This is a genomic window from Pseudomonas sp. WS 5532, assembly GCF_012985445.1.
GTDB lineage: Bacteria > Pseudomonadota > Gammaproteobacteria > Pseudomonadales > Pseudomonadaceae > Aquipseudomonas > Aquipseudomonas edaphica.
Genome location: NZ_JAAQWK010000025.1, coordinates 39,862 through 59,775, shown reverse-complemented (window position 1 = coordinate 59,775; position 19,914 = coordinate 39,862). Strand labels below are relative to the sequence as shown.

The window sequence follows — 19,914 nt, the reverse complement described above, 5'->3', positions numbered from 1 at the left end:
CAATCAACTGCGTTTGTTCTGTGGCATCGTCTTGACCGCCCCACTGGCGATCAACTCGGCCAGTTCGGCGACGTCGAGCAACGCGCACATATGTTCAATCACGGTGCCCGCCAGCCAAGGCCGCTGGCCCCGGTGGCTGCGCCACTTGATTTCATTCGGGTCCAGGCGCAACGAGCGGCTGACTTGATGCACCGCCAGCCCCCACTCGTAGCCCTGCACCGAGATCACGTATTGCAAGCCCTGGCGAAAATCATCGCGGTAGCGGTCGGGCATCACCCAGCGCGCCGTATCCAGCACCTTGAGGTTGCCGGCCTGGCTGGGCAGGATGCCGAGGAACCACTCCGGTTGCCCGAACAGCGGCGTCAGCTCCTGGCCTTCCAGCGAGTAGATCGACCCCAGGCACACCAGCGGCACCGCCAGGGTCAACCCGGCGACGTCGAACAGCAGGCACTCGAACGGCTCGGCCGCCCACGATGGGCGACCGTCACCCGTGACCGGCGGCGGCGTGATGCTCGGCGGCAGGTGCACATCGACCACCGGTTCAACCACCACGGGCGTGACCACCACGGGCGCAGGCACAATCGGCACCACCACGTGGGCATCACGAGCCTGTTCTTCCAGCACCGCTAACTGAAATTCATCCAGGGTGCTTTCGGGTTCGACTACGGCCGGTTCAAGGACCAGAATCGGCTCAGGCAATTCTTCTGCCGTCGCATCCTGCAACAAGGCGTCCAGGTAGGATTCCAGTGCCAGTTGCGGCCGGGTCTTAAGCTCAACGGGACGGTTCATCACGCCACCTGCGCCACAAGTTGCTGGGACAGCAGATGTTTAAGCAACGCACGGTAAGCCAGTACGCCACGGCTTTTGCCGTCGAACTGCGACGGCGTGAGCCCGGCGCGGCTGGCGTCACGCAAGCGCGTGTCCACCGGAATGTAGCCGTTCCAGATCGTTTCCGGGTAAGCATCGCGCAACACCCGCAAGGTGCCCAGCGACGCTTGGGTACGACGGTCGAACAGTGTAGGCACGATGCTGAACGGCAGCGCCTGTTTGCGCGAACGGTTGATCATCGCCAAGGTGCTGACCATACGCTCCAGGCCTTTGACCGCCAGGTGTTCGGTCTGTACCGGGATCACCAACTGCTGGCTGGCCGCCAAGGCATTGACCATCAGCACGCCCAGCAACGGTGGGCTGTCGATGATCGCGTAGTCGAAGTCCTGCCACAGTTGCGCCAGGGTCTTGGCGATCACCAGGCCCAGGCCGCTCTGCCCCGGCGACTGGCGCTCAAGGGTCGCCAGCGCGGTACTCGACGGCAACAGCGAAATGCTCTCGTTGCTGATGGGCAGCAGCAATTGCCCGGGCAAATCTGCCGGTACGCTGCCCTTGTGCAGGAACAGGTCGTAACAGCTGTGCTCCAGCGCATCCGGGTCATAGCCGAAATAACTGGTCATCGAGCCGTGCGGGTCCAGGTCGACCACGACCACACGCTTGCCCGCCTCGGCCAGCAAGCCGGCCAAGGCGATGGACGTGGTGGTCTTGCCGACTCCACCCTTTTGATTGGCAACTGCCCAGACTCTCATTCAGTTGGTTCCTCCCGGTAGGCTAAGGCGCGACCGAGACATTACATAACATTATTGAGCCGGTGACGGAGAATTGACGGCGCTCTGACGAACCGGCGGCTTAACGGTTGGCGGTGCAGTTTGTGTGCCAGCCCGCTTCAAGGCTGCATCCGGTGTTGCGTTGGCAGTACCGGTGCCGGTCAGGCTGCGGCGCACATCCAGGTTACGTGACACCACCAGCACCACACGGCGGTTGCGCGCGCGGCCTTCGGCAGTGGCGTTATTGGCCACCGGTTGGAACTCACCGTAACCCACCGACGCCAGGCGCCCAGGGTTCACGCCCTGCATCGCGAGCATGCGCACGATGCTTGAGGCCCGTGCCGATGACAGCTCCCAATTGGTCGGGTATTGCGCGGTGCTGATCGGGAAATTATCGGTAAAGCCTTCGACGTGGATCGGGTTCTCAAACGGTTTGAGAATCGCCGCCACCTTGTCGATGATGGTAAACGCCTGATCGCTCGGCAACGCATCGGCGCTGGCGAACAGCAGGCTCGAATTAAGCTCGATCTCCACCCACAACTCATTACCGCGCACGGTCATCTGGTTGGATTTGATCAAGTCGCCAAACGCGGCACTGATGTCATCGGCGATGCTTTTGAGCGGGTCGCTGGTGCCACCGATGCCGGCGGCGGTTTCGTCACTGTCATTGACCAGCGGCTTGGCCGGCGTCACGGTCTTGGGCCGCTCCTCGCCAATCGGGATCGGCTTGAGCGAGCGGTCGGTGTCGTTGAATACGCCCACCAGCGCCTGGGAAATAATCTTGTACTTGCCCTCGTTGATCGACGAGATGGAGTACATCACCACAAAAAACGCGAACAGCAAGGTGATGAAGTCGGCGTAGGACACCAGCCAGCGTTCATGGTTGACGTGCTCTTCAGGCTCGCGGCGACGACGGCTCACAGGCAGATACCTCCCTGACCCCTATTGAGCGCTTCACTGTGGCCCGCTTCACTGTGGCGAGCGAGCTTGCTCGCGCTGGGGCGCGAAGCGGCCCCACTCCAGGCAATGTGTTTGTTCAGGCAGGTTGCGGTGTATGGTTTTGGGGCTGCTTCGCAGCCCAGCGTGAGCAAGCTCACTCGCCACAACAAGCTCACTCGCCACAACAAGTTCGCTCGCCACATAACGCTCACTGGCCACAGGTCGATGTGCATGGGCATTAATCCATGAAGCCCTGGAGCTTCAATTCGATGGAGCGCGGGTTCTCGCCCTCGGCAATCGACAAGATGCCTTCCAGCAGCATTTCGCGGTAACGCGATTGGCGCATGGCGATCGACTTGAGCTTGCTGGCCACCGGCAACAACACCAGGTTGGCACTCGCCACGCCGTAAATGGTGGCGACAAACGCCACGGCAATGCCGCTGCCCAGTTGCGACGGGTCGGCCAGGTTGCCCATCACGTGGATCAGGCCCATCACGGCACCGATGATGCCGATGGTCGGCGCGTAGCCGCCCATGCTTTCAAAGACTTTGGCGGCGTTGATGTCGCGGCTTTCCTGGGTGTAGAAATCCACCTCAAGGATGCTGCGAATCGCCTCGGGTTCGGCGCCGTCGACCAGCAATTGCAGGCCTTTGCGTGCATAGCTGTCGGGCTCGGCATCGGCCACGCCTTCCAGGCCCAGCAGGCCTTCCTTGCGCGCGGTGAGGCTCCAGTTGACCACACGGTCGATGCCGCCGGGCAGGTCCACGCGCGGCGGGAAGATAATCCACACCAGAATCTGCATGGCGCGCTTGAACGAACTCAGCGGCGACTGCAACAGCGCCGCGCCCACAGTACCGCCAATCACGATCAGCGCCGCCGGGCCATTGGCCAAGGCGCCGAGGTGGCCGCCTTCCAGGTAGTTGCCGCCGATAATCGCGACAAACGCCATGGTGATGCCAATCAGGCTCAAGACATCCATCAGAGGCAGGCCTCCACCAGATGTTTGCCAATGTCGTCCAGACTATAAACCGCGTCAGCCAGGTCCGCCTTGACGATGGCCATGGGCATGCCATAAATCACGCAGCTGGCTTCGTCCTGCGCCCAGATCGCGCTGCCACCCTGCTTGAGCAGGCGTGCGCCTTCACGGCCGTCGGCGCCCATGCCGGTGAGTACCACCGCCAGAACTTTGTCGCCGTAGGACTTGGCCGCCGAGCCGAAGGTGATATCCACGCACGGCTTGTAGTTCAAGCGCTCGTCGCCCGGCAGGATTTTGATCGCGCCACGGCCGTCGACCATCATCTGCTTGCCGCCCGGTGCCAGCAGCGCCAGGCCAGGTCGCAGGATGTCACCATCCTCGGCCTCCTTGACGCTGATGCGGCACAGCTTGTCGAGGCGCTCGGCGAAGGCCTTGGTGAAGGCGGCGGGCATGTGCTGGATCAACACGATCGGCGCCGGGAAGTTAGCCGGCAGTTGAGTCAACACGCGTTGCAAGGCCACCGGGCCGCCAGTGGATGTACCAATGGCGACCAGCTTGTAGGCTTTGCGCTTGGGCGCAGGCGAATGCGCGCTCGGTGCCGGGGCCCGCACCGGCGCCACTGCGGGCCGGGCTATCGGGGCCGGGGCCGGGCGAGCAAACGTCGAGGTGCTCGGCGTCGGCGCGGCAACTGGCGCAGGCGCAGGCGCACTGAACAGGCTGCGACGGTTACTGCGCGAAATGCTGTGCACCTTCTCGCACAGCATCTGCTTGACCTTGTCGGGGTTGCGCGAGATGTCTTCGAAATTCTTCGGCAGGAAGTCCACCGCACCCGCGTCCAGCGCGTCGAGGGTCACCCGGGCGCCTTCGTGGGTCAGCGAGGAGAACATCAACACCGGGGTCGGGCAGCGCTGCATGATGTGCCGGACTGCGGTGATGCCATCCATCATCGGCATCTCGTAGTCCATGGTGATCACGTCCGGTTTCAACGCAATGGCTTGATCAATCGCCTCTTTGCCGTTGGTGGCCGTGCCGACCACCTGGATGGTTGGATCGGCGGAAAGAATTTCCGAGACGCGGCGGCGGAAGAAACCCGAATCGTCCACCACCAGGACCTTGACTGCCATAAACACTCCGTTAGGCGGGGCGGGCAAACCGCCCTGCCCCGCCAGAATCAAATACGCCGTGCGGCGTAACGCTTGAGCATGCTCGGAACATCGAGAATCAGCGCGATCCGACCGTCACCGGTGATGGTCGCACCCGACATGCCCGGGGTTCCCTGCAGCATTTTGCCCAAAGGCTTGATGACCACTTCTTCCTGGCCCACCAGTTGATCGACCACAAAGCCAATGCGCTGGGTGCCCACGGACAGAATCACCACATGGCCTTCGCGCTGCTCTTCATGCTTGGCCGAAGCCACCAGCCAGCGCTTGAGGTAGAACAGTGGCAACGCCTTGTCGCGCACGATCACCACTTCCTGGCCGTCCACCACGTTGGTGCGTGACAGGTCGAGGTGGAAGATCTCGTTGACGTTGACCAGCGGGAAGGCGAACGCCTGGTTGCCCAGCATCACCATCAGGGTCGGCATGATCGCCAAGGTCAACGGCACCTTGATCACGATCTTGGAGCCCTGGCCCTTGGTCGAGTAGATGTTGATCGAGCCGTTGAGCTGGCTGATCTTGGTCTTCACCACGTCCATGCCCACGCCACGGCCGGACACATCGGAAATCTCGGTTTTGGTCGAGAAGCCCGGCGCGAAGATCAGGTTGTAGCATTCGGTGTCGGTCAGGCGGTCGGCGGCGTCCTTGTCCATCACGCCGCGCTTGACCGCGATATTACGCAGAATCGCCGGATCCATGCCTTTGCCGTCATCGGTAATCGACAGCAGGATATGGTCGCCTTCCTGCTCGGCCGCCAGAATCACCTTGCCGTTACGCGACTTGCCCGAGGCTTCGCGTTCTTCCGGGGTTTCGACGCCATGGTCGACGGCGTTGCGCACCAAGTGGACCAGCGGGTCGGCCAGGGCCTCGACAAGGTTTTTGTCGAGGTCGGTTTCTTCACCCACCAGTTCCAGGTTGATTTCTTTCTTGAGCTGGCGCGCGAGGTCGCGAACCAGGCGCGGGAAACGGCCGAAGACTTTCTTGATCGGCTGCATGCGCGTTTTCATTACGGCGGTCTGCAAGTCTGCGGTGACCACGTCGAGGTTCGACACGGCCTTTTGCATGGCTTCATCGCCGCTGTTCAGGCCCAGGCGCACCAGGCGGTTACGCACCAGCACCAGTTCGCCGACCATGTTCATGATGTCGTCCAGGCGCGCGGTATCAACCCGCACGGTGGTTTCGGCTTCACTGGCAGGCTTTTCGGCTACCGGCGCCGCTGCGGCACGCGCAGGTGCGGCAGCCGGTGCCGGTGCGGGCTTGGCAGCCACAGGCGCGGCGGCTTTGGCAGGCGCAGGTTTGGCAGCCACAGGCGTTGCAGTCGCTGCTGCAGCCGGGGCCACTTCAGAGAACTTGCCTTTGCCATGCAACTCGTCGAGCAGCGCTTCGAATTCGTGATCGGAGATCAGGCCGTCAGTGGCAGGCTCAACGCTGGCAGGCGCAGCGCTGGCGGCAGGTGCGGCCGCGATGGCGGCGACTTCCGGCAAGGCTTCGGCAGCAAACGTGCCCTTGCCATGCAATTGGTCGAGCAGTGCTTCGAATTCGTCGTCGGTAATGTCGGTGGCGCTTGTAGATGTGGCAGACGCAGCAGGCGCTGCCGACTCAGCAGCAGGTGCCACGGCGTCCGGCGCAAACTGGCCTTTACCGTGCAACTGGTCGAGCAGGGATTCGAACTCTGCGTCGGTAATGTCTTCGCTGGTCGGCACGGCAGGCGCAGCCACCGCTTGCGGTGCTTCAGCTTCGGCTTTCACCGCGCTCAGGGAGTTGAGCAGCTGTTCGAACTCGCTGTCGGTCACATCCGGCTCGGCTTCAACCTCAGGCTCAGGCGCGGCGACCGGCGCAACCGAGGTATCGGCAGGTTCGGCCAGGCGTGCCAGCGCAGCCAGCAACTCCGGCGTGGCAGCCGTGATCGGCGCACGTTCACGCACCTCGCTGAACATGCCGTTGACCGCATCCAATGCTTCGAGAATCACGTCCATCAGTTCCGAGTCGACGTGACGCTCACCCTTGCGCAGGATGTCGAACACGTTCTCGGCGATGTGACAGCACTCCACCAGCTCATGGAGCTGGAGGAAGCCGGCGCCCCCTTTTACAGTGTGAAAACCGCGAAAAATTGCATTGAGCAGGTTCGCATCATCCGGTCGGCTTTCCAGCTCGACCAGTTGTTCGGACAGTTGCTCTAAAATTTCGCCGGCCTCTACAAGGAAATCCTGAAGGATTTCTTCATCGGCGCCGAAGCTCATGTGGGTGCTCCTTAGAAGCCTAAACTGGATAACAGGTCATCTACGTCATCCTGACCTGACACAACGTCTTCACGTTTATCGGCATGAATCTGCGGACCTTCACCCTTGGCGAGATGTTTTTGTGGATCTTTTTCCGAGAGGATCGCTGCGCGGTCATGTTCGATGCCGGCAAAACGGTCGACCTGGCCGGCCATCAGCACCAATTTGAGCAAGTTGCTTTCCACTTCGGTGACCAGTTGGGTCACGCGCTTGATCACTTGACCGGTGAGGTCCTGGTAATCCTGGGCCAGCAGAATGTCATTGAGGTTGCTGGCCACCGTGCGGTTTTCCTTTTCGGTGCGCGACAGAAAGCCCTCGACCCGACGCGCCAACTCACGAAACTCCTCAGCCCCCACTTCCCGGCGCATGAAGCGGCCCCAGTCAACGCTGAGCGCCTGAGCTTCGGTGGCCATGCCATTGACCAAGGGCGTGGCGTTTTCCACCAGGTCCATGGTGCGGTTGGCCGCCGCCTCAGTCAGCCGGACCACATAGGACAGGCGTTCGGTGGCATCGGTGATCTGCGAGATTTCTTCGGCCTGGGGCATGTGCGGGTCAATCTGAAAATTGACGATTGCACTGTGCAGCTCGCGTGTGAGCTTGCCCACTTCCTGATACAGGCCGCGGTCACGGGTCTGGTTAAGCTCATGGATCAACTGCACCGCGTCGCCGAACTGGCCTTTTTCAAGGCTGTCGACCAACTGGTGAGCATGCTTTTTCAGGGTCGATTCAAAATCGCCCTGTGACGTTTCTTTATGCTCCATAGCTCCCCCGTGGTGACATCAGCCGTGGATGCGTTCGAAGATTTTTTCGATCTTCTCTTTCAAGGCCAATGCAGTGAATGGCTTGACCACGTAACCGTTAACCCCGGCCTGGGCGGCTTCGATGATCTGTTCACGCTTGGCTTCGGCGGTCACCATCAACACAGGCAAGCTGCGCAGTTTTTCATCGGCGCGCACGTGACGCAGCAAGTCGATACCGGTCATGCCCGGCATGTTCCAGTCGGTTACCAGAAAGTCGATGCTCCCGCTGTTGAGGATCGGAATCGCCGTCAGGCCGTCATCCGCCTCGACCGTGTTGGTGAACCCAAGGTCACGCAACAGGTTTTTTATGATCCGCCGCATCGTTGAGAAGTCATCAACGATGAGGATTTTCATGTTCTTGTCCAATTCGACCTCCAAGCAGTCTTAAACGCGCCCAGCACCTGGACGCGCCATTTCAATCAACAGGCGTTACACAAAAAGGACTGCCCAGGGCACCACGGCACGAACCCGCAAAAGCGTAGAGCCTTTGCGGTAGCGTCTGCAGTGTCCCCACACTGCCTGTCAGCGCGCGCGCCACTCTCCCAATCGCCCCCGCAAGCGGGCGGCGCACTGGCTATGCAGCTGGCTGACACGCGATTCGCTGACCCCCAGGACCTCACCGATTTCCTTGAGGTTCAGCTCTTCGTCGTAGTACAGCGCCAACACCAGTCGCTCACGCTCCGGCAAATTGGCAATCGCCTCCGCCAACGCGCTCTGGAAACGTTCGTCTTCCAGGTCGCGCGACGGTTCCAGATGTGCACTCGCGCCGTCCTCGTGCAGCCCTTCGTGTTCGCCGTCCTGCAAAAGGTCGTCGAAACTGAACAGGCGGCTGCCCAAGGTATCGTTCAAAATCCCGTAGTAATCGTCGAGACTCAATTGGAGTTCGGCCGCAACTTCATGATCTTTAGCGTCACGACCGGTTTTTGCTTCAATTGCACGAATTGCGTCACTGACCATACGCGTATTGCGGTGTACCGAACGCGGCGCCCAATCCCCTTTACGCACTTCATCGAGCATCGCACCGCGTATGCGAATACCCGCATACGTCTCGAAACTCGCGCCCTTGCTCGCGTCGTATTTGGTCGACACTTCGAGCAGGCCGATCATGCCGGCCTGGATCAAGTCCTCAACCTGCACACTGGCAGGCAGGCGTGCCAGCAAGTGATAGGCAATGCGCTTGACCAAGGGCGCATAGCGCTCGATCAGTTCGCCCTGACTGTCACGTGCCGACTTTTTGTAAAGGTTGTAGCCGCTGGATGTCATAGCACAGGTCCCGCGCTCGTCTGATGCACCAATCGCTCGACGAAAAACTCCAGATGCCCCCGAGGGTTGGCAGGCAACGGCCAAGTATCGACCTTCTGAGCAATAGCCTTGAACGCCAATGCGCACTTCGAACGAGGGAACGCTTCATAGACTGCACGCTGCTTTTGCACAGCCTTGCGCACACACTCGTCATAAGGAACTGCGCCCACGTATTGTAAGGCGACATCGAGGAAGCGATCCGTGACCTTGGTCAACTTGGCAAACAGATTTCGCCCTTCCTGCGGGCTTTGGGCCATGTTGGCCAGCACGCGGAAGCGGTTCATGCCGTAGTCACGGTTAAGCAGTTTGATCAGGGCATAGGCGTCGGTGATCGACGTGGGTTCGTCGCACACCACCAGCAGCACTTCTTGCGCGGCGCGCACGAAGCTGACCACGGACTCGCCGATCCCGGCGGCGGTGTCGATCACCAGCACATCGAGGTTGTCGCCGATGTCGCTGAACGCCTGAATCAGGCCGGCATGCTGCGCCGGGCTCAGGTGCACCATGCTCTGGGTGCCTGAGGCAGCCGGCACGATGCGAATGCCACCGGGGCCTTGCAGCAGCACATCGCGCAGCTCACAACGGCCTTCGATCACATCGGCAAGGGTGTGTTTGGGTGTCAGCCCCAGCAGAACGTCCACGTTCGCCAGGCCCAGGTCAGCATCCAGCAGCATGACGCGACGGCCAAGCTCTGCCAGGGCCAGGGACAAATTCACTGACACGTTAGTTTTCCCGACGCCACCTTTGCCGCCGGTCACCGCGATCACCTGTACGGGATGCATGCTGCCCATTTTATTTCTTTACCTTGTCTTGCTTAGACGCAGGCTACATGGCTTGGCCGCGTGAATCGCTTGCAGACCATCGATGTAGATACATTTCACGGTGTTCATCCTGCCTCACCCCACCCGCTTAGCCGGGTTGTGGTAAAGGTCGGCGAACATATCGGCCATCGCTTCCTCGCTAGGCTCTTCTTGCATTTGCACGCTGACAGCACGGCTGACCAACTGATGACGGCGCGGCAGATGCAAATCATCCGGGATCCGCGGCCCGTCGGTCAGGTAGGCAACCGGTAACTCATGACTGATAGCCAGGCTCAACACCTCGCCCAGGCTCGCAGTTTCGTCGAGCTTGGTGAGAATGCAACCGGCCAGGCCACAGCGTTTGTAGCTGTGGTAGGCAGCGGTAAGAACCTGTTTCTGGCTGGTGGTTGCAAGCACCAGGTAATTTTTCGACTTGATGCCACGCCCGGCCAGGCTTTCAAGCTGCATGCGCAGTGCCGGGTCGCTGGCTTGCAGGCCGGCCGTGTCGATCAACACCACGCGCTTGCGCAGCAGTGGGTCGAGTGCATTGGCCAGCGACTGGCCCGGGTCGACGTGGGTCACCGTCACATTGAGGATGCGGCCCAAGGTCTTGAGCTGCTCCTGGGCGCCGATGCGATAGCTGTCCATGCTCACCAGCGCGATGTTCTGCGCGCCGTACTTGAGCACATAACGCGCGGCCAGCTTGGCCAGGGTGGTGGTCTTGCCCATGCCGGCGGGGCCGACCATGGCAATCACACCGCCCTCTTCCAGCGGTTCGATTTCCGGCGTGGCGATCATGCGCGCCAGGTGCGCCAGCAACATGCGCCAGGCTTGGCGCGGTTCTTCGACTTCAGCCGTCAGTGCAAGCAAATCGCGCGACAACGGGCCGGACAGGCCGATGCGTTGCAGGCGACGCCACAGGTTGGCCTGGTGCGGTTTACTGCCTTGCAGCTGCGTCCACGCCAACGAGCCCAGCTGCACTTCGAGCAGCTCACGCAGGCCATTGAGTTCAAAACGCATCGAGTCGAGCGCGCGCTGGTCGACAGCGGCGGCCGGGGCTGGCGCTGCAGGACGAGGCGGTTCTTTGAAGGTCGGTTCTACCAACGGCTCGGCGGCGGTCAGCGGCAGGCCGGCGAACAATTGGCGATTGGTGCTGGCATCGCTGTCGCCACGCATGCTCAATTCAGCCTGGGCCGAGACAATGCGCGAAGCGGTCTTGCGCAGTTCGTCTTCGAGTTCCATGTTCGGCACGCGCGGCGCCAGCGCCGACGGGGTGTAATCCAGGGCAGCCGTCAGCTCGACACCGCCGGCAATGCGACGGTTTCCAATAATCGCGGCATCGGCGCCCAGCTCATCACGTACCAGTTTCATGGCCTGACGCATATCGGCGGCGAAAAAACGCTTAACTTGCATAACCCACTACCTCAGCCGTTGGGCCCTACTGTCGCGACGATAGTCACTTGCTTATTGTCAGGAATTTCCTGATAAGCCAAAACGTGCAAATTCGGAACTGCCAGGCGACCAAACCGCGACAACATCGCTCGAACCGGGCCTGCCACCAGCAGAATCACCGGGTGGCCCGCCATTTCCTGACGCTGGGCGGCTTCGATCAACGAACGCTGCAGTTTCTCAGCCATGCTTGGCTCCAGCAGAACGCCCTCTTCCTGGCCAAGTCCGGCCTTCTGAATACTATTGAGCAATATTTGTTCCAACCTTGGTTCCAAGGTGATCACAGGCAGCTCAGACTCAATACCTACAATGCTTTGCACGATGGCGCGGGACAACCCGACACGCACCGCGGCCACCAAAGCGGCAGTATCTTGACTCTTGGCGGCATTGTTGGCGATGGCCTCGGCAATGCTGCGAATGTCGCGCACCGGCACCTGTTCGGCGAGCAAGGCTTGCAGCACCTTGAGCAACTGCGACAGCGACAGCACGCCGGGTACCAGTTCTTCGGCCAGTTTCGGCGAGGCTTTGGCCAGCAAACCCATCAATTGCTGGACTTCCTCGTGGCCGATCAGCTCATGGGAGTGCTTGTAGAGGATCTGGTTGAGGTGGGTAGCGACCACGGTGCTGGCGTCGACCACGGTGTAACCGAGCGATTGTGCCTGGCTGCGCTGGCTGACTTCGATCCATACCGCTTCCAGGCCAAAAGCCGGATCTTTGGCGGTAATGCCATTAAGCGTGCCGAACACCTGGCCAGGGTTGATCGCCAACTCACGATCCGGGTAGATCTCGGCTTCGGCCAGGATCACGCCCATCAGGGTCAGGCGGTAGGCGCTGGGGGCCAAATCAAGGTTGTCGCGGATGTGCACGGTGGGCATCAAGAAGCCCAGGTCCTGGGACAGCTTCTTGCGCACACCCTTGATCCGCGCGAGCAGTTGGCCACCCTGGTTGCGGTCCACCAGCGGAATCAGGCGGTAGCCGACTTCCAGGCCGATCATGTCGATCGGGGTCACGTCATCCCAGCCCAGCTCCTTGGTTTCCTGGGCGCGGGCCGGGGATGGCAGCAAGTCTTGCTGGCGGGCGATTTCCTGCTGGGCCTGGACCTTGACCGCATTTTGCTTGCGCCAGAACAGGTAGGCACCACCGGCGGCCATGGCCGCCATGCTCAGGAACGACACGTGCGGCATGCCCGGCACGATGCCCATGATCGCCATGATGCCGGCGGCCACGGCCAGCGCCTTGGGCGAGGCGAACATCTGGCGGCTGATCTGCTTGCCCATGTCTTCGGAGCCCGAAGCACGGGTAACCATGATGGCCGCTGCTGTGGATAACAACAGTGATGGCAATTGCGCCACTAAACCGTCACCGATGGTCAGCAAAGCGTAGACCTTGCCTGCATCGCCGAAGGTCATGCCGTGCTGGAAGATCCCGACCGCGATGCCGCCGATCAGGTTGATAAACAGGATCAGCAGACCGGCGATGGCGTCGCCGCGCACGAATTTACTCGCGCCGTCCATGGAGCCATAGAATTCGGCTTCCTGGGCGACTTCCAGGCGGCGGGATTTGGCTTGGTTCTGGTCGATCAGGCCGGCGTTGAGGTCGGCGTCGATCGCCATTTGCTTACCGGGCATGGCGTCGAGGGTAAAACGCGCGCTCACCTCGGAAATCCGCCCGGCGCCCTTGGTCACCACCACGAAGTTGATGATCATCAAAATCGCGAACACCACGATACCGACCACATAGTTACCGCCGATCACCACCTCACCAAAGGCCTGGATCACCTTACCGGCGGCGGCGTGGCCGTCCTGGCCGTGGAGCATCACCACTCGTGTGGATGCCACGTTAAGCGCCAGGCGCAGCAGGGTCGCGATCAGCAAAATGGTCGGGAATACGGCGAAATCCAGCGGCCGCAGGGCATACACGCAGACCAGCAGCACCACCACCGACAGCGCAATGTTGAAGGTGAAAAACACGTCGAGCAGGAACGGCGGCATTGGCAACATCATCATTGCCAGCATCACCAGCAACAACAACGGCACACCCAGGTTGCCCCGCGACAAATCAGTCAGGGTGCCACGGGCCGTGTTGAGCATTTGAGAGCGATCTACCACCGGTATTCCTCGTGTTCCTTGAAGCAAAGTTTTGACGCTGGAGGGCGTCCTGGAGGCGGTATTGCAAGAAGCCTTCCAACTTTGGTTTCAGGGCGACGATCGTCGAGTGGTCACCGGTTCAAATGTGGGAGCTGGATGGGGGTGCGATGATCATTCCCACGCGCAGCAAAGGAATGCAGCCAGGGACGCTCCGCGTCCCGACTTGAGCCCGGCGCAACGGTGACGCAGAGCGTCACGGGAGGCATTCCCACGCGGGAGCGTGGGAACGATCTTCAGCGGGCTTGCTCGCGAAGGCGGTGGTTCAGTTAGAACAGTTTTGGCTGACACACCGCTTTCGCGAGCAAGCCCGCTCCCACAGCTGAATGGGGGTGTACCTGTTGTAAAGATCGTTCCCACGCTCTGCGTGGGAATGCAGCCAGGGACGCTCCGCGTCCCGACTTGAGCCTTGCGCAACGGTGACGCAGAGCGTCACAGGAGGCATTCCCACGCGGGAGCGTGGGAACGATCTTCAACCGGTTCCAGTGTGGGAGCTGGCTTGCCTGCGATTGCGGTGGGTCAGGCACTGAAGGGCCAGCCATGAGTCAGCCATCGCAGGCAAGCCAGCTCCCACAGTTGGATGGGTGTGTACCTGTTGTTACTGAGGAAATTTCCGACAAGGTTTTCGGGTTGCCCCTAGGAACCGGGCTCCCTAGTCTCCGTACACCGCTGCAAATGCAGTGGTCGGGCGTCGCGGCCCGGTTTACTACGGAGTAAAAGCACCATCTCCCTTTCAGTCGACGCTTTTTTATCGTCTACTGTGCGGCGCTATGGCGGCTGTGCGCGGGATACCTTCGGGTATGCCGGGTTGCTCCTAGACCGGTCCGCGAACCTGCGTACAGCTGCCACCTTCAATCGCGTCGCGGCGATCAGTGGCGGCTCCACTTTCGCAAGGAGCTTCACAATGATCAAACCCACCCCAAATCCCCCACCCAGCGTAATCCTCACCCTTATCGACGGCATCAGCACCGAAGACCTGCTGGTCAACCTCACCGAAAACCTGGCATCCGCCCACGCCCTGACCTGCGACTTCGCCTTTGACCTGGAAGGAACACAGCGAGAAGGTGCGCTGGGTATTGCGCAGTTGATTGAGGTGGGACGGTTGTTGGCTGAGCGACTGCTGGATGACAGAGCGCCGTCACCAGAGGCAGAACCTGCCTGAATGATCGTGATGATCGTTCCCACGCTCTGCGTGGGAATGCAGCCAGGGACGCTCCGCGTCCCGACTTGAGCCTTGCGCAACGGTGACGCAGAGCGTCACAGGAGGCATTCCCACGCGGGAGCGTGGGAACGATCTTCATAAGGGTTGGATGTTGGACGCTTGCTTGCCTTTGGGCCCTGTCGTTACGTCATAGCTGACTTTTTGGTTCTCTTGCAGAGATTTGAACCCAGCACTCTGAATCGCTGAAAAATGCGCAAAAAGATCCTCGCTACCATCATCTGGAGTAATAAAACCGAACCCTTTTGTTTCGTTAAACCACTTCACAGTACCCGTCGCCATAACCCTTCTCCTGACATTGCGCGCAAAAAATCCCGCTAGATAAGCCTGATACAAAACGCAAACACACCCTTTGGCCGGTGAATCCTGGCGAACTGTACCCGCTGGCCTTCTCTCCACCGGGTACACGCTGAACTCAAGCGGTCCAAACACACCGGTTCATCATCGCCATCCAACGCAATCAGCCCTTCACCGGTCTTGCGGTTATAAACCTTGATCGTCCCCGTCACCGCTTCCATCACCCTTCCCCTGCATCTCGTTACTACTTGCGTACAGTGCCTGGCACCATCAAACCGCGAGAACGCAGAGCTGACTACTGTCAGAGTTGACAGGTAGACGGGGATTAACGACCAGCGGTAGTGATTGTTTGCTGAGCAGGCGGGGGGTTATTTTTTTCGTTTGCGGGATTTGCGCGCCTTGGGCGGCACATCGATTTCGCTGCAGGGATTGCCCGTTGCCTGAACGGGTACTGCATTGCCTTCGCGGTCGCGGGCGACAAAACCAATGCCCTTGACGGCGTCAAACCACCTGACCGTAGCCCTGTCCATGACCGCTCTCCCGAGCCGCGCATGACGGCGCACCTCGCCGCTCTATGTAACAGTGAAGGCGGTGCAATGGATACTGTCAAAGTTGACAGGTAACGCTGAACTTTAGACAGATGGCAGCGCTGGTTGTTATGCCGCCAAGGGCTCCGCCCGCCGTGCCTGCACCGCAGCCAGTCCGGCAAGTTCGGACAAGGGAGCAACCGAAGGGGTTGCCCAAGCAGGGTGCGGAGCTTCAAGGCTGGTGTTCAAACGTTCCGATTCTCACCTACGAGGTGTCAGCGCTTGGTAGGTCGTATCAGTTTGAAGTAGTCATGGTCTTGTTCCAGAACAGCTTTGTAACCGGCGCCTGCTTTGAGGGGAATCCTTACACTTTTGAAAATGTCATCCCATTGGGCAAATGCGGCTAGCGTTTGCTCAATGTAGTCGTTCGGCTTGAGGTACTTGTAGTCTGCGCACAGCTCCTGAATCAGCCTCCGGGTTGCCTTCCCTCGACCGTTATATGCCGTTGTGTGTTCACCCCGAGCCTCCGAGAAAGTCAGGTCGTATGCCGGCGCGAGCGTCCACCTTGCTTCGTCGCCAGGCTTCTCTGGCTCACGCCCGATGAACGCGAAGTTCTTGGTGTGATCGTCGTAGTTGTGAAACAGTGCATTGAAAACCATCACCCTGGCCATTTTTTCGACCTCTGCGGCACTACGCGTCAGCATGTTTGTGAGCTTCAGTAGCCCGCTGTAGTCCATGGATGGCAGTTTGTACGCAGCGTACATAAGCGCAGAAACCGTGATCATGTGAAGCTTTTTATCGCCCTGCCGGTCAAAGCGCTTTGTTGCGAAGAAGCCCTCGCGACTACCGTCATGCATGGTCATGTTCAGGACAATCGACTCAGCCATTTCGACACCTGCGTCCCTGGCCATCAGGTAGTAAGCATACTCAATTGCGCCGGTTTCAACCGGCTCATCTGGTGCCCTGAATTTGACTATCCAGTGATCATAGCCCGGCAGAATTGGCCCAAAAGCGGACGTTGCATGCTGCCCATCAGGAGACATTGCGACAATCGCTTTAGGGCGGGCACCACCAGGCGATCCCCCTGCAAGCCTGAGCTTGGTAAGCACTGCCGAAGTGTCTCCTGACAGGACTTCCACGGAATTCTCGAAGAGCTCTGCAAGATTAATTGTCCCCCTCAGCTCTCCTCTATCCGCTTTTGGATGGTACTCAAACGCTCCCATGGCTCTGTCGCCCATGTAAGCGAGCCGATCCAGGGCAGTAACTGTGTAAGCAGTTCCCTCACCGAATGTGGCATTAAGGAATCTGTCCATCAGCAGCATGCCCCAGCCGTCTGGAAGAGAGTCCGCAAAGGGGCCGTGCAATCCTTCGAACAGTTCAGGAGCACGAGCAAGCTGGGGCTTGTCGTCAAACTTCATCGTGAACGGCGACAGGTTGAAGCCTGTAGCGAGCCATACCGGGTCGTAAGTGAAAAAAATCCCAACCCCCTCCTCCCTGTACAGATCACCGACTTTCACACCGCTTTTGGTGACCTCAAGGGATTCGAAACGCTTCAGCTTCGGATAATCCTGGCGCGGTTTCATTTAGAACCCCGTTTGCGCTTTGAGTTTTTCAGCTCTGTGAGGGAGTTCGGCTGCGAAGGTTTAAACAGAGTCGTTAGCGGAGTCAGCTCATCGAGCGCGGTGGCGAGCAGAATCATCGATTCGAGAGTAATAGAACCTGCAGTCTCGAACCGCTGGATCGACGACTCCGATACCCCTGAAAGGTCTGCCAAGGTCTTCCTCGTGAGGTTTTTCGATAGCCGTAGCTTTTTTGCATTTTTCCCCACATCGCGAGCGATCTCTGCGGGGGAGCTGAGCAAATGCATGAAGGACATGGCAGGCCTCGTTTAATTTTTCCTAATGGCTAAATCTGACTTATTAATGGCATAAAATCAGCATTATTAGTCAGTTTTGACCATTATAGTGCTATTGGCGTGCGCGAGGAAAAATCATATACCTTGCTAACAGTCAGATATGACTATTTATATGGAAAAATTCGCTTTAATAGGTCAGTTATGACTAATTATATCTTCCATGCGCACAACTCAAACTTTGGTTGTCCGTGAGGCTCCGTATCCATTGGGGTTTAGATCATGCGCCGAACGGCGCGCTGCAAGCTCGGCGCACGGGCAGGAAAAAACGCGAGGTCGGAGCCGGGCTTGCCTGCGATGGCGTCGGTGCAGGACGAATCAGGAATCGCGGCGCAGCTCCGGCGGAATCGGCAGGTCCTTGAGCGGGTCGGGCCGCTTGCCCTTGCCCGCGCGGTATTGGCGGATCTGGTACACGTAGGCCAATACCTGCGCCACGGCCAGGTACAGGCCAGCGGGGATCTCCTGGTCGAGGTCGGTAGAGTAGAAGATCGACCGCGCCAGCTCCGGCGATTCCAGCAGCAGAATGTCGTTGGCCACGGCGATTTCGCGAATCTTCAGCGCGGTAAAGTCGCTGCCCTTGGCCAGCAACATCGGCGCGCCGCCCTTCTCCGGGTCGTACTTGAGCGCCACGGCGTAGTGGGTCGGGTTGGTGATGACCACGTCGGCATCCGGCACTGCCGCCATCATCTTGCGCTGGGACATTTCGCGCTGCAGTTGGCGAATCCGCTGTTTGACCTCGGGGCGGCCTTCCTGGTCTTTGTGTTCGTCACGCACTTCCTGCTTGGTCATCAGCAGTTTCTTGTGGCTTTCCCACAGCTGAATCGGCGCGTCCACGGCGGCGATGATGATCAGCCCGCAGGCCATCCACAGCGCACTCCAGCCCACCACCTGCACACTGTGAATAATTGCGGATTCCAGCGGCTCATGGGCAATGCGCAGCAAATCGTCGATGTCGGAGGACAACACCGTCAGCGCCACAAACAGGATCAGGATGAATTTCGCCAGCGCCTTGAGCAGTTCCACCAGCGCCTTGGTGGAAAACATACGCTTAAGCCCAGGCCCAGGGTTCATGCGGCTGAACTTGGGCGCCATGCTGCCGGCGGCAAACAGCCAGCCGCCGAGGGACACCGGCCCGATCAGCGCCGCCAGCAACAGGGTGATAAGCACCGGCTGCACCGCCAGAATCGCGATCTTGCCCGAGTGCAACAGGTACTGGCCCATGGCGCCGGGGCTCAGCAGCACTTCGCGCGGCAGCGAAAAGTTGAGCTTCATCAACTCCATCAGGTCCAGCGCCAGGCCACCGCCGTAGATCAGCAGGCCCCCGGCACCGGCGAGCATCACCGCCAGGGTATTGAGTTCTTTGGAGCGGGCAATCTCGCCCTTTTCCCTGGAGTCCTTTTTACGTTTCTCCGTGGGGTCTTCTGTTTTGTCCTGGCCACTCTCGCTCTCGGCCATGTCTCAACGCGCCCGTGCCAGATCACGTAAAAACTGCAAGGCGTCGGTGGCCAGCGGTTGATACTGATTGAGAATGTCGGCCATGCCGATCCAGAAAATCCCCATGCCCAACACCAGGGTCAGCGGGAAACCAATCGAGAAAATGTTCAGCTGCGGCGCCGCGCGAGTCATCACGCCAAACGCGATGTTGACCACCAGCAGCGCAGTAATCGCCGGCAACACCAGCAACAACGAGGCGCCCAATACCCAACTCATGCGGCCGACCAATTCCCAGAAGTGATTGACCACCAGCCCCGAGCCCACCGGCAAGGTGGTGAAGCTTTCGGTCATGACCTCGAACACCACCAGATGGCCGTTCATCGCCAGGAAAATCAAGGTCACCAGCATGGTCAGGAACTGCCCGATCACTGCCACCGACACGCCGTTGGTAGGGTCGACCATGGACGCGAAGCCCATGCCCATCTGGATCGAGATGATTTGCCCGGCGATTACAAAGGCCTGGAAGAACAACGTCAGCGAGAAGCCCATCAGCGCGCCGATCAATATCTGCTCGGCAATCAGCAACAACGCACTGAGGTCCAGGGCATTCACCGGCGGCATCGGCGGCAAGCCGGGCACGATGACGATGGTAATGGCGAAGGCAAAATACAGGCGGATGCGCCTCGGCACCAAGGTAGTCCCGAACACCGGCATGGTCATCAGCACTGCCGTGACGCGAAACATCGGCAAAATGAAAGACGCCACCCAGGTGCTGATCTGGGTGTCGGTCAAGGCCAGCACAGATTGCATCGGTCAGCCGATCAACTGCGGAATACTGCCGTACAGCTGCAGGATGTATTCCATAAAGGTTTGCACCAGCCACGGGCCGGCGACGATCAGGGTGATCAGCATCACCAGCAAACGCGGGAGGAAGCTCAAGGTTTGTTCGTTGATCTGGGTCGCGGCCTGGAACATCGCCACCAGCAGGCCCACCAACAGGCTCGGCACCACCAGCACGGCGACCATCATGGTGGTCAGCCACAGCGCTTCACGGAACAGGTCGACCGCTACTTCTGGCGTCATG

General features: G+C 59.8%; 20 protein-coding genes. 1 reads left to right on the top strand and 19 read right to left on the bottom strand.

Annotated features, from left to right (window positions below):
• Positions 1-3: 3 nt before the first annotated feature.
• The 12 genes from HBO23_RS29275 to flhA form a co-directional block, all read right to left on the bottom strand.
• Entirely contained in the window at positions 4-789 is a 786-nt protein-coding gene (locus HBO23_RS29275; RefSeq protein ID WP_099548890.1) for a CheW domain-containing protein, read from the bottom strand.
• Positions 789-1,577 (bottom strand): ParA family protein, encoded by a 789-nt coding sequence (locus HBO23_RS29270; protein ID WP_170040645.1) that lies wholly within the window; start codon positions 1,575-1,577, stop codon positions 789-791. Before HBO23_RS29270 ends, HBO23_RS29275 begins: the two co-directional genes overlap by 1 nt.
• A 51-nt stretch (positions 1,578-1,628) precedes the next feature.
• Positions 1,629-2,516, bottom strand: a complete 888-nt coding sequence (gene motD / locus HBO23_RS29265; RefSeq protein ID WP_017134960.1) for a flagellar motor protein MotD — start codon at positions 2,514-2,516, stop codon at positions 1,629-1,631.
• A gap of 256 nt (positions 2,517-2,772) precedes the next feature.
• On the bottom strand, positions 2,773-3,513 hold the full coding sequence (locus tag HBO23_RS29260; protein ID WP_005790033.1) for a flagellar motor protein: 741 nt from the start codon (positions 3,511-3,513) through the stop codon (positions 2,773-2,775).
• Positions 3,513-4,634, bottom strand: coding sequence for a chemotaxis response regulator protein-glutamate methylesterase (locus HBO23_RS29255; RefSeq protein ID WP_169984811.1), 1,122 nt, complete (start codon positions 4,632-4,634; stop codon positions 3,513-3,515). The genes HBO23_RS29260 and HBO23_RS29255 overlap by 1 nt, the downstream gene beginning before the upstream one ends.
• Before the next feature lie 47 nt (positions 4,635-4,681).
• Positions 4,682-6,907, bottom strand: a complete 2,226-nt coding sequence (locus HBO23_RS29250; RefSeq protein WP_170040644.1) for a chemotaxis protein CheA — start codon at positions 6,905-6,907, stop codon at positions 4,682-4,684.
• 11 nt (positions 6,908-6,918) lie between these two features.
• The gene (locus tag HBO23_RS29245; RefSeq protein WP_170040643.1) at positions 6,919-7,707 is read right to left on the bottom strand and encodes a protein phosphatase CheZ; all 789 of its coding nucleotides are present in this window, start codon (positions 7,705-7,707) and stop codon (positions 6,919-6,921) included.
• A gap of 18 nt (positions 7,708-7,725) precedes the next feature.
• Positions 7,726-8,100: a chemotaxis response regulator CheY gene (locus tag HBO23_RS29240; RefSeq protein WP_003192908.1), complete on the bottom strand. Its 375-nt coding sequence runs from the start codon at positions 8,098-8,100 to the stop codon at positions 7,726-7,728.
• Between the two features lie 168 nt (positions 8,101-8,268).
• On the bottom strand, positions 8,269-9,009 hold the full coding sequence (fliA, locus tag HBO23_RS29235) for an RNA polymerase sigma factor FliA (RefSeq protein WP_017134957.1): 741 nt from the start codon (positions 9,007-9,009) through the stop codon (positions 8,269-8,271).
• On the bottom strand, positions 9,006-9,839 hold the full coding sequence (gene fleN, locus HBO23_RS29230; protein WP_003192912.1) for a flagellar synthesis regulator FleN: 834 nt from the start codon (positions 9,837-9,839) through the stop codon (positions 9,006-9,008). The genes fliA and fleN overlap by 4 nt, the downstream gene beginning before the upstream one ends.
• 105 nt (positions 9,840-9,944) lie before the next feature.
• Positions 9,945-11,261 (bottom strand): flagellar biosynthesis protein FlhF, encoded by a 1,317-nt coding sequence (gene flhF / locus HBO23_RS29225; RefSeq protein ID WP_017134956.1) that lies wholly within the window; start codon positions 11,259-11,261, stop codon positions 9,945-9,947.
• A gap of 11 nt (positions 11,262-11,272) precedes the next feature.
• On the bottom strand, positions 11,273-13,387 hold the full coding sequence (gene flhA, locus HBO23_RS29220) for a flagellar biosynthesis protein FlhA (protein WP_032865399.1): 2,115 nt from the start codon (positions 13,385-13,387) through the stop codon (positions 11,273-11,275).
• A 958-nt stretch (positions 13,388-14,345) separates the two neighbouring features.
• Between flhA and HBO23_RS29205 the strand changes: the two genes are divergently transcribed.
• Positions 14,346-14,603 carry a DUF6124 family protein gene (locus HBO23_RS29205; protein ID WP_099486872.1) on the top strand — a complete coding sequence of 86 codons (258 nt, stop codon included), beginning with the start codon at positions 14,346-14,348 and terminating at the stop codon, positions 14,601-14,603.
• Between the two features lie 135 nt (positions 14,604-14,738).
• Here the strand turns inward: HBO23_RS29205 and HBO23_RS29195 are convergent, their stop codons facing one another.
• The 7 genes from HBO23_RS29195 to fliQ all read right to left on the bottom strand — a co-directional run bounded on the left by HBO23_RS29195 (position 14,739) and on the right by fliQ (position 19,913).
• The gene (locus tag HBO23_RS29195) at positions 14,739-14,942 is read right to left on the bottom strand and encodes a cold-shock protein (RefSeq protein WP_099548885.1); all 204 of its coding nucleotides are present in this window, start codon (positions 14,940-14,942) and stop codon (positions 14,739-14,741) included.
• Between the two features lie 383 nt (positions 14,943-15,325).
• Positions 15,326-15,520, bottom strand: a complete 195-nt coding sequence (locus HBO23_RS29190) for a cold-shock protein (protein WP_346343064.1) — start codon at positions 15,518-15,520, stop codon at positions 15,326-15,328.
• 239 nt (positions 15,521-15,759) lie between these two features.
• Positions 15,760-17,067: a type II toxin-antitoxin system HipA family toxin gene (locus tag HBO23_RS29185; RefSeq protein ID WP_170040640.1), complete on the bottom strand. Its 1,308-nt coding sequence runs from the start codon at positions 17,065-17,067 to the stop codon at positions 15,760-15,762.
• A complete protein-coding gene (locus HBO23_RS29180) occupies positions 17,064-17,360 on the bottom strand; it encodes a helix-turn-helix transcriptional regulator (RefSeq protein WP_170040639.1) in 297 nt (98 codons plus the stop codon). The genes HBO23_RS29185 and HBO23_RS29180 overlap by 4 nt, the downstream gene beginning before the upstream one ends.
• A 354-nt stretch (positions 17,361-17,714) precedes the next feature.
• Entirely contained in the window at positions 17,715-18,851 is a 1,137-nt protein-coding gene (gene flhB, locus HBO23_RS29175; protein ID WP_056859763.1) for a flagellar biosynthesis protein FlhB, read from the bottom strand.
• Between the two features lie 3 nt (positions 18,852-18,854).
• Positions 18,855-19,640 (bottom strand): flagellar biosynthetic protein FliR, encoded by a 786-nt coding sequence (gene fliR / locus HBO23_RS29170; RefSeq protein WP_099548882.1) that lies wholly within the window; start codon positions 19,638-19,640, stop codon positions 18,855-18,857.
• A gap of 3 nt (positions 19,641-19,643) precedes the next feature.
• A complete protein-coding gene (gene fliQ / locus HBO23_RS29165) occupies positions 19,644-19,913 on the bottom strand; it encodes a flagellar biosynthesis protein FliQ (RefSeq protein WP_003214552.1) in 270 nt (89 codons plus the stop codon).
• Position 19,914: the final 1 nt, after the last annotated feature.